Consider the following 9,602-nt stretch of genomic DNA (forward strand, 5'->3'; position numbering starts at 1 on the left):
GGACCGGCAATTAAAAGCCGATCCTTTTGTATTTTTATTCTTATGATATGAAATGCAATAATTATGCAAGCTTTTCTCCAGTAAGCATCTCATATGCCTGCAGATATTTTTCAATTGTTTTGTCCACGATTTCCTGTGGAAGTGTCCAGTTGTTATCTGGATTAGCTGTAAGCCAGTCACGTGCAAACTGTTTGTCAAAAGACGGCTGTCCGTGTCCCGGTTCATATCCGTCCGCCGGCCAGAATCTTGAACTGTCCGGTGTCAGCATCTCATCACCGATCACCATATTGCCTTCTTCATCAAGACCAAATTCAAATTTGGTATCTGCAATGATAATTCCTTTGCTGAGTGCATATTCTGCACATTTTTTGTAAAGAGCAATGGTGTTATCACGAAGCTTTTCAGCTAATTCTTTTCCTCTTCCCGGAAAATATTTTTCCAGGTGATCTACACTCTGTTCATAAGAGATATTTTCATCATGATCACCGATCTCAGCTTTTGTAGATGGTGTGTAAATCGGTTCTGGCAGTTTGTCAGATTCTTTTAATCCTTCCGGAAGTTTAATTCCACATACTGTGCCATTTTCCTGATAGCTCTTCCAGCCGCTTCCTGTGATATAACCACGAACGATACATTCGATCGGAAGCATGTTGAGCTTTTTACACATCATGGATTTTCCTTCATATTTCTCCTGTTGGAAGAATTCCGGCATCTCTTTTGTATCTACAGAAATCATATGGTTCGGAAGAATATCTTCTGTCATATCAAACCAGAATTTTGACATCTGTGTCAGAACAGTACCTTTCTTAGTCACTTCATTGTTAAGAATTACGTCAAAGCAGCTGATACGGTCTGTTGCAACCATGATCAGGCTGTCGCCATTGTCATAAATCTCACGTACTTTACCTTCTTTGATCGGTTTTAATTCCTGCATGTTCTTACACCTCATTGATTCATTTTCTTAATAAATAAACGGAGTTTTCTTAACTCTCAATAACCGTAACACCTAACATAATGAGTGTCAAGAAAAACAGGCTTTCTTGCTTATTAGCATTTTTTATTAGCATTTATTACTTTAAAAACTGCCGGTGTTTTCTACATACTTTTTCTTATACACATTAGACAAAAAATGGTTTTTCATTTTATGCACATTGCCTCGGTCATGTTTTTAAATCCACATTGGCATATCCGTATCCTTTTTCAGGATTTCTCAACTCTTCTATTGACTTTTGCATTTCGATGATTATACTTTATTATGATAAATCAATATCAATAATACATATTTAATATATTGTTCATATATTATTGGTATAGCAAAAGGAAGTGAAATTTATGCAGCAAGGCATAATAGAAAAAAATCATATGGACATTCTATGGCATGATTATGCACTGAATAAAGAAGATACCATTCCTATCACAAAGGCCGGGCTAATTGAAAAAGCCTCTGTTGTCGGTAGATGTGGCATGATGCTTCTTTCCTGTGGAACCGGAGCATGGCGTGTTCGAAGCTCCATGAATACCCTTTCCAGAGAACTGGGAATCACCTGTACCGCCGACATCGGCCTGATGTCCATTGAATACACCTGTTTTGACGGTGAAAACTGTTTTTCACAGTCGCTGTGTCTGACCAATACCGGTGTTAATACTTCGAAATTGAACCGACTGGAAAACTTCATCAACGATTTCCCAACAAAGGAAAAATATCTTTCCGGTGAACAGATTCATTCTTATCTGGATGAGATTGAACGGATCCATGGCCTTTACTCTCCAGTTGCACTCGGATTTGCCGCAGCATTTGCCTGTGGGGCATTTACCTTTCTCCTTGGTGGCGGACCGGTAGAAATGCTTCTTGCTTTTTTCGGTGCCGGTATCGGCAACTTTGTAAGATGTAAACTGACTAAGCATCATTTCACATTATTCTTAGGCATTACTGCCTCTGTTGCTGCTGCCTGCCTTATCTATGCTACACTTTTAAAAGCAACTGAACTGTTGTTCGGCATTTCTCTTGCTCATGAAGCTGGATATATATGCTCTATGCTTTTCATCATTCCCGGTTTTCCATTTATCACCAGCGGAATCGACCTTGCAAAACTGGATATGCGATCCGGCCTGGAACGACTTGCTTACGCAATGATCATCATTCTTGTCGCAACCTTGACCGCCTGGATCATGGCACTTATCCTTCATTTAAAGCCAAGTGATTTCCCACCTCTTTCTCTCACACTCTGGCAACATATACTATTCCGGCTTCTCGCCAGCTTCTGCGGGGTGTTCGGCTTTTCTGTTATGTTCAACAGTCCTAAAGAACTCTCTGCCACAGCCGGTATCATTGGAGCAATTGCCAATACACTCCGTCTTGAACTGGTAGACTTGGCCTCCCTGCCTCCTGCAGCTGCAGCTTTTATCGGTGCCCTGACTGCCGGAATTCTGGCTTCTGTATTAAAAAGCAAAATCGGTTACCCGAGAATTTCTCTGACTGTACCTTCTATTGTCATCATGGTACCGGGACTTTATCTTTACCGGGCAATCTATAATCTTGGAGTGATGTCTCTGCAAACCTCTGCATCCTGGTTTGCAGCTGCAATACTTATCATTCTTGCCTTGCCTCTTGGACTTATCTTTGCAAGAATTCTGACGGACAAGACATTCCGTTATTGCACGTAAAAAAGAATTTTAAATAAAAAGATGCATCTGATCTTTTTTCAACCAGATGCATCTTTTTATTTACCATATACAATTTGATCCGCTTTTTCTATATGCCTTTCCAGTCTGTCAGAAAAGTGTTCCAGCGGAAGGAAAACCCCCATTTCATCAAATCTTTTTCCTTCTTCCTGCAAGAAATCCTGTCCGTAATATACCACAGAATTTGGCAGTTCCTTTTGAAGTTCCATCATAATATCCCACACAGCTGCATAAGCTTCAGCCTCCGTCTTTTTTTCTTTTACAGTATCCGGAAGTTCATAGATCAGAAGTACTCCGTCATGCTCTCCCATCTTATATTCCTGTGTTTCCATTGTTTCTGAATCATAACAATGCCTTTTCTTATATCCATGTGCCAGATACATTTTTACTTTATCACGCTTCTGATAAACTTTTCGAAATTTTTCATATTCTTTTTCCTTTACATGAATCGGAAGATTTTCCAGAAGCTTTCCCTCTTCATCTGTCAAAAAATTAGGATTTGTCTGTCCATCCGCATTAAATTTAAACGGTATCAGAAAAGCATTTCTTAAAAGATCGAACATACTGTTTTGGCACACAGCCATGAGAAATGCAGTCAAATCTTTATTTTCATATGCATCGAATAATGCAGCGGTGAACTGCTTTGCGGGAAGATTCTCTGTCACAAACTCATCTCCAGAATCAATGGCATCATAAAAAGTTCTTTTCAGTCGCCTGCATGCCTCCGGGTTTGCAAGAATCTTGTCAAATAACATCTCGGCTTTTTCTTCTCTTGGAAAAATGGTTGCCATATCTATCCTTCCTTTACTATAAATCATACGATTATTTTTTATCCGACTATATTATAGGGTTATCCTGGTTATTAGTAAATTACATAATTCATATTGTGATCATATCAATATGACATAAATCCAATTTGTATTTTTTTAAGAATAATGCCTGATTTCTTTCTTGAATCCATGCTCCTCTTTACATTTTCTATACACATGTTAAAATAATTTCATCAAATATTTTGAGCTACTGTGCAGAAAGGAATTTATCTATGTCAGATTATTACATTTCTCAAATCTATCCTTCTGACAAGCGAGCCAACGATGAAGTGGACGTGCTCCTTATCTCAGAAGGGATCCGCAGAGATGCTAACCTGGATTACACCTGCGGCATGTATGACGATGAGATGCACATTATCGCAACAGGAAGCTGTTTTGGCAACACCTTACGATGTTTTGCCGTAAGCCATGAACATCAGGGAGAAGGACTGATGAATTCCATCGTCTCTCATCTGATTGAATTTCAGTTTTCAAGAGGGAATACACACCTTTTTCTTTACACCAAATGTAATTCTGCCAAGTTCTTCGGTGATCTTGGATTCTATGAAATTGCCCGGATCGATGGACAGATTGTCTTCATGGAAAACCGAAAAACCGGATTTCAGAATTATCTGCGTACTTTTGCAAAAGATGCACTTCCAGAAGAATTGACTGCTGAGACTCCCACCAGAAAGATTGCTGCTCTCGTCATGAACGCCAACCCGTTTACCCTCGGACACCAGTATCTTGTAGAAAAAGCGGCTGCTGAAAATGATCTGCTTCATCTCTTCATTGTCAGTGAAGATGCCAGCCTGGTTCCATTCAAGATCAGAAAACAACTCGTCATGAAAGGAACAGCACACTTGAAAAACATCTGTTATCACGACAGTGGTCCATATATTATCAGCAATGCTACTTTTCCAAGCTATTTCCAGAAAGATGAGAATGCAGTGATTGAAAGCCACGCCATGCTGGACCTGACGGTATTTACGCAGATTGCAAAGGTGCTCAGTATCACTCGCCGTTACGTAGGGGAAGAGCCTACTAGCCTGGTTACCGGAATCTATAACCGGATCATGTCTGAAAAATTACCGGAACAGGGCATCGAATGTATCGTTGTCTCAAGAAAGACCTGTGAGGATACACCGATCAGCGCTTCCAATGTACGTCTTGCCCTGCAAAATGGTGACTATGATACCCTTTCGAAGCTGGTACCGCAAACCACACTGGATTATTTCAAAAGTCCGGAAGCAATTCCTGTAATCGAACGGATCAGACAACAAGAAAATGTTATTCATTATTAGGAGGATCTGCTATGAAAGGACAGGAAGTAGTATTAACCGACATGCTCGCCTGCCGCGAGCGCCGCGTTAATATACAAAATGAATATATTCAAAGATATCATTGCCCAGTGATTTCATTCTGCATGAATATTCCGGGACCTATAAAGACGAATGAACAGATCAAAAAAGCATTCCTTTCCGGAAAGGAAGCACTTTTTGCTGTATTACAAAAAGAGAACATTCCGATTCTTACCCAAACTGAGTTTGATGAGAAGACTGGAAATGAAATTATTCTTACAGTCGACTATCCGGCAGATAGAATTAAAGAACTAACAACAGAAATCGAAGAAACCCACCCCTTCGGACGTCTTTTTGATATGGATGTGATTGGAACAGACGGAGAAAAACTCTCCCGCGGCGTCTACCGCAAATGTTTGATCTGCGGCTGTCAGGCACAGGAATGTGCCCGGTCACGAAAGCATACCGTCGCTGAAATGCAGGCAAAGATCGAAGAGATGCTCTCATAACAATATTGAGAAACGGGAGAATGCATTTTCAAACAGCATTCTCCCGTTTTTTAATTTCCATCACTATATTTCTGAAAATCTCTTTACCTGCTCCGGTTTCTCCGGATGTTCTCCTATCATCTTCTCCATCCAGACCATATGGTACCAACGCCCAAATTTATAACCACACTTCCGGAATTCTCCGATCAAACAGTATCCCAGATGTTCATGGAACTGCTTGCTGTTCTTTGTCAGATATTCATCGTCTTCTTCCGGATATCCAATGCATGCATATAGATTGATGATATTCTGTGCTTTCAGTGCAGTTTCAAGTGCCTGATAAAGCAGTTTTCCAACACCACTGTGCCTGCAACCCTTCTTTACATAAATCGTAGTTTCTGCCGACCAGTCATATGCAGCCCGTCCATAAAAAGCTCCTGCATATGCATAACCGATAATCTCGCTGTCTCTTACTGCCACCAGATACGGATATTTTTTCAGTGTGTGACGAATCCGTCCGGTAAACTCTTCCAGTGTCGGAACATCATATTCAAATGTAATTGCTGTGTCCGTTATATAGGGTGCATAGATATTTAAAATTTCTGCTGCGTCCGCTTCGGTTGCCGGGCGGATCTTGATTTCATTTGTATTCATTTTATGCTCCTGACTACTATATCCAATTCCTGTCAATTTCTTCTTTTAATTCACAGAACATTTTATAAAACTTCTGTTTTGCCTGCGTAATAATCCCCATTGCAATCTTTCGGTTATAAGAATGTGTTACATTATTTCTTTCTTGTAATGCAGATAACCATAGTTCTTCATCCTTTATCATACCTGCTTTATATGCTGTTTTGAGAATCATTTTCGGAGAATCTGTTGCTCCTTCTGCAAATCCATGTATCTCCAATATTTCTTTCATCATCTTCCATGACTGCTACACAATGTATATCATGTTTTTTTGCAAATGAAATAATTTCGTCTATAACTTCCGTTTTTATTCCTGTATTCGCAAAAGTCTGCCTTTTTCCTTCCTCCCACTACCATAACTTTAATCAGAGAAATCATTATATTTATTCTCCTACTCTTCATACATTGATTTCTCCAGATATTATTCGACTGGTAATTCCGTTTAATCTATAAAAATTATCATACCATGAATCAAATTTCTATACAAGCAGGATTGTTTCTCTTGACACACCTTCGCTAACTGTATATACTGTATATATACAGTTATAACATTTTAAGCGAGGTGAAAACGTGAATATATTCATAGATAACAAAAGTGGTGCACCCATCTATGAACAGATTTTTACACAACTCAAATCGCAAATTATAAGTGGAACATTGCCATCTGACGAAGCTCTTCCTTCCATTCGAAGCCTTGCCAAAGATCTACGAATCAGTGTCGTAACAACCAAGCGGGCTTACGATGAACTGGAAAAAGAAGGTTTTATTTACACGATTGCAGCAAAGGGCTGTTTCGTTGCTCCACTTAATACGGATCTTTTGCGTGAAACAAATCTGAAAAAAATTGAAGACTACATGGAAAAAATAGTACATCTTGCAGCTTCCTGTAATCTAAGCGAACAGGAACTTACTGAGATGCTTCATTTCATGATGGAGGAATAGCTTATGACCACATTTGAAACAAATGCTTTAGAAATAAACGATTTGAATAAGAACTATCCTGGATTTTCCCTGAATCATCTAAATCTCACTCTTCCCAGTGGATGTATCTTAGGACTCATCGGTGAAAATGGTGCCGGAAAAACTACCACCATTAAACTAATTCTGGATATCATAAAAAAAGACAGCGGTTCGATTCGAATTTTGGGAAGAGACTGCACTTCTGCTACTACTATCTTGAAAGAAGAAATTGGCGTTGTATTAGATGAAGTTGGTTTTCAGGAATGCCTGACTCCTTTACAGATTGGACGCATTATGAAGGATATTTTCCACAACTGGGATCCTTCTCTATACGACCAATATCTCCAAAAATTTAACCTTCCAAATAAAAAAGAATTTGGTAAGTTTTCAAAAGGAATGAAGATGAAACTTGGAATTGCAGTTGCTCTCTCTCATCATCCTAAACTTCTGATCCTTGATGAAGCAACAAGCGGTCTTGATCCTGTAATGCGCGATGAAATCCTTGATATTTTCAATGATTTTACCAGAGATGAATCTCATGCAATTTTAATTTCTTCCCATATTGTAAGTGATCTGGATAAAATTTGTGATTATGTTGCCTTTCTTCATAAAGGTAACCTTGTTCTTTTCGAAGAAAAAGACCGGCTTCTGGAAAAATACGGTATCATTCAATGTACAAAGGAACAGCTTCAGGAACTCGATCAATCTGCGGTCATCGGAGTCAAATACTCTTCTTACAATGTAGAAGCAGTAGTTCTTCGAGATCAGATTCCGAAAGGATTTAAGGTACATCCGATCAGTATAGAAGATTTGTTTATTTTTATGATAAAGGGGGTTCACTGAATATGAAAGGATTACTTCGTAAAGATCTTTATCTGATGATAAAATATTGTCGTTTATTTTTTATTCTGATTATTGTATTTTCCTTTGCCGGAGCATGGAATAACAATCTATTTTTTGCATTATATCCTATTACAATTTCCAGTATTATCCCGGTAAACCTGCTTTCTTACGATGAAAAATCAAATTGGAGTCTCTATGCCTGTACCTTTCCCTGTAGCCGGAAAGAAATTGTATCCTCCAAATATATTTTAACAGTATGTACCCTTACACTTTCTGCCATCATTGTTGAAGTAGTGCAAACAATCAACATGATTATAAGACACAACTTTCATATTTCCGGTCTTCTTACTATTTTTACAATTATCTTTATAACCGGATTACTGCCACCTGCCTTTATGTTTCCGTTTACCTTCAAACTAGGTGCTGAGAAAGGTCGGTTTGCTTATTATATTGGATTTATTTTATTTTTCGCATTGCTTGGTTCGTTGCAATCTGTCATAAAAAATTTGCCTCTCGGACTTGCACATTTCCCTTTCCGAAGTGACTATATTTTGATTCTTTTTTTCATAGGTTTATTACTGTATATAATTTCCTGGATTCTATCCATAAAATTCTATCAGAACAGGGAATTCTAACATCATTATAGAAAGAAACAGCGGTTTACTTCCTTTTTTGTAAACCACTGTTTCTTTTTTTATTTCATGATTTTTTCCATTCTCTCTTTGATAATGTCTGCAATTTCCCATCCTGCATAACTTTCGCAGATACAATCTCTTGAAATCACACCGCCGGCTTTATCTATATGGCCACCACCGCTTCCGATTCCATCGCAGAGCTTTTCTGCCACTTCATTTGCAAGATACTCCCGATCCGCGCTTCTTATTGAAACCTGATATCCACTGTCAATATCCGTATATGCAATGCTAACTTTGGCAACATCAACCTTTATTGCCATATCACCAATGATTCCAAGCACTGATTGCTCACAATGCATTGCACTGATCAAAAGATATTGCTTCTCTTTATCAAAATATGCATGGTACAAAGCTTCTCCTGCAATCATGAGGTCCTCCAGACTCATGGATGATTTTTTTAACCGTTCCAGTTCCGGATAATCTTTGCTTAACTCATCGCGCATCGCAATGTCATGCTTCTTGTACAAATCTACATAGGAAGAAGTATCTGTATACAATCCATATAAAAATGCAATACTTAACTTTTCATTCGCCTTTACATCATATCCTTCTTCTTTCAAAAGTTCCCAGACAATTGTAGAACAGCTTTGATAAGAATAGTCAATAAAAGCATTTTCTGTTTTTTTCATGGAAGGCATATGATGATCAATCATTGCTATATTATCCGCTTCAAAACGATATACATTTCCTCTTCCATATTGCCCATCAACCAGCAGTAGAAGATCTGTCTTTGGTGACTCTTTTACGTATTCTACCGGAATCTCACAGATATCAATCATGTACAAAAGATCTTTTTTTTGGATTTCATAATCTCCACTGTAAATAATTGACACATTGATATCCTGTAGTTTTAAATATGTATACACCCCATATGCCGCAGCCAGTGCATCTGCATCTGGACTGTTATGACATTGAATACATATATTTTTGTACTTTAATAGCTGATTTAAAAAACCCATTTGCTCATGCCTCTTAAATTACTCTCATTCTTTCAGCATATTACCACATTTTTCCTTAAAGGTAAATAATTTCCTATGTAATATATGTAATAAAAAAACTGCAAACCCTTACGGTCTACAGCTCCCTTACTTTCTTCATGTACCTTCAAAACCACATACAAATTTAAATCTTTAC

11 protein-coding genes are annotated in these 9,602 nt (G+C 38.3%); 6 read left to right on the forward strand and 5 right to left on the reverse strand.

Features of this window, described 5'->3' with window-relative positions; genetic code table 11:
* Positions 1-61 precede the first annotated feature (61 nt).
* Positions 62-934, reverse strand: coding sequence for a phosphoribosylaminoimidazolesuccinocarboxamide synthase (locus tag PGU50_RS16730; protein ID WP_117559144.1), 873 nt, complete (start codon positions 932-934; stop codon positions 62-64).
* A gap of 398 nt (positions 935-1,332) precedes the next feature.
* On the opposite strand from PGU50_RS16730, the gene PGU50_RS16735 reads away from it, so the two are divergent.
* The gene (locus PGU50_RS16735) at positions 1,333-2,664 is read left to right on the forward strand and encodes a threonine/serine ThrE exporter family protein (protein ID WP_117824663.1); all 1,332 of its coding nucleotides are present in this window, start codon (positions 1,333-1,335) and stop codon (positions 2,662-2,664) included.
* A gap of 56 nt (positions 2,665-2,720) precedes the next feature.
* On the opposite strand, the gene PGU50_RS16740 is transcribed toward PGU50_RS16735, so the two are convergent.
* Positions 2,721-3,473, reverse strand: a complete 753-nt coding sequence (locus PGU50_RS16740) for a DUF4866 domain-containing protein (RefSeq protein ID WP_118219527.1) — start codon at positions 3,471-3,473, stop codon at positions 2,721-2,723.
* A gap of 251 nt (positions 3,474-3,724) precedes the next feature.
* Between PGU50_RS16740 and citC the strand changes: the two genes are divergently transcribed.
* Entirely contained in the window at positions 3,725-4,795 is a 1,071-nt protein-coding gene (gene citC / locus PGU50_RS16745; protein ID WP_270247513.1) for a [citrate (pro-3S)-lyase] ligase, read from the forward strand.
* A gap of 11 nt (positions 4,796-4,806) precedes the next feature.
* Positions 4,807-5,301 carry a citrate lyase holo-[acyl-carrier protein] synthase gene (gene citX, locus PGU50_RS16750; protein ID WP_117559150.1) on the forward strand — a complete coding sequence of 165 codons (495 nt, stop codon included), beginning with the start codon at positions 4,807-4,809 and terminating at the stop codon, positions 5,299-5,301.
* A gap of 63 nt (positions 5,302-5,364) precedes the next feature.
* On the opposite strand, the gene PGU50_RS16755 is transcribed toward citX, so the two are convergent.
* Together PGU50_RS16755 and PGU50_RS16760 are read right to left on the reverse strand one after the other, a co-directional pair.
* Positions 5,365-5,934, reverse strand: coding sequence for a GNAT family N-acetyltransferase (locus PGU50_RS16755; protein ID WP_270247514.1), 570 nt, complete (start codon positions 5,932-5,934; stop codon positions 5,365-5,367).
* 16 nt (positions 5,935-5,950) lie between these two features.
* Positions 5,951-6,205 carry an HI0074 family nucleotidyltransferase substrate-binding subunit gene (locus tag PGU50_RS16760; RefSeq protein WP_330418921.1) on the reverse strand — a complete coding sequence of 85 codons (255 nt, stop codon included), beginning with the start codon at positions 6,203-6,205 and terminating at the stop codon, positions 5,951-5,953.
* 335 nt (positions 6,206-6,540) lie between these two features.
* Between PGU50_RS16760 and PGU50_RS16765 the strand changes: the two genes are divergently transcribed.
* Genes PGU50_RS16765 through PGU50_RS16775 form a run of 3 tightly spaced genes read left to right on the forward strand, consistent with a single transcriptional unit; the run spans position 6,541 to position 8,408 of the window.
* Positions 6,541-6,912 (forward strand): GntR family transcriptional regulator, encoded by a 372-nt coding sequence (locus PGU50_RS16765; RefSeq protein WP_008368544.1) that lies wholly within the window; start codon positions 6,541-6,543, stop codon positions 6,910-6,912.
* A 3-nt stretch (positions 6,913-6,915) separates the two neighbouring features.
* Positions 6,916-7,773: an ABC transporter ATP-binding protein gene (locus PGU50_RS16770; RefSeq protein WP_270247515.1), complete on the forward strand. Its 858-nt coding sequence runs from the start codon at positions 6,916-6,918 to the stop codon at positions 7,771-7,773.
* A 2-nt stretch (positions 7,774-7,775) separates the two neighbouring features.
* Entirely contained in the window at positions 7,776-8,408 is a 633-nt protein-coding gene (locus tag PGU50_RS16775) for an ABC-2 transporter permease (RefSeq protein ID WP_117824669.1), read from the forward strand.
* A 59-nt stretch (positions 8,409-8,467) separates the two neighbouring features.
* Here PGU50_RS16775 and PGU50_RS16780 read toward each other — a convergent pair whose 3' ends face one another.
* Positions 8,468-9,427, reverse strand: a complete 960-nt coding sequence (locus tag PGU50_RS16780) for a DHH family phosphoesterase (protein WP_270247517.1) — start codon at positions 9,425-9,427, stop codon at positions 8,468-8,470.
* Positions 9,428-9,602 lie beyond the last annotated feature (175 nt).

It is taken from the genome of Coprococcus sp. AM11-30B (assembly GCF_027674365.1).
GTDB classification, from domain to species: Bacteria; Bacillota; Clostridia; order Lachnospirales; family Lachnospiraceae; genus Allocoprococcus; species Allocoprococcus comes.

Bases quoted from the DNA above. Each gene is read 5' to 3' on its own strand.
- PGU50_RS16780 (WP_270247517.1), bottom strand. From the start codon at position 9,427: ATGGGTTTTTTAAATCAGCTATTAAAGTACAAAAATATATGTATTCAA.
- PGU50_RS16760 (WP_330418921.1), bottom strand. From the start codon at position 6,205: ATGATGAAAGAAATATTGGAGATACATGGATTTGCAGAAGGAGCAACA.
- citC (WP_270247513.1), top strand. From the start codon at position 3,725: ATGTCAGATTATTACATTTCTCAAATCTATCCTTCTGACAAGCGAGCC.
- PGU50_RS16755 (WP_270247514.1), bottom strand. From the start codon at position 5,934: ATGAATACAAATGAAATCAAGATCCGCCCGGCAACCGAAGCGGACGCA.
- PGU50_RS16775 (WP_117824669.1), top strand. From the start codon at position 7,776: ATGAAAGGATTACTTCGTAAAGATCTTTATCTGATGATAAAATATTGT.
- PGU50_RS16740 (WP_118219527.1), bottom strand. From the start codon at position 3,473: ATGGCAACCATTTTTCCAAGAGAAGAAAAAGCCGAGATGTTATTTGAC.
- PGU50_RS16770 (WP_270247515.1), top strand. From the start codon at position 6,916: ATGACCACATTTGAAACAAATGCTTTAGAAATAAACGATTTGAATAAG.
- PGU50_RS16735 (WP_117824663.1), top strand. From the start codon at position 1,333: ATGCAGCAAGGCATAATAGAAAAAAATCATATGGACATTCTATGGCAT.
- citX (WP_117559150.1), top strand. From the start codon at position 4,807: ATGAAAGGACAGGAAGTAGTATTAACCGACATGCTCGCCTGCCGCGAG.
- PGU50_RS16730 (WP_117559144.1), bottom strand. From the start codon at position 934: ATGCAGGAATTAAAACCGATCAAAGAAGGTAAAGTACGTGAGATTTAT.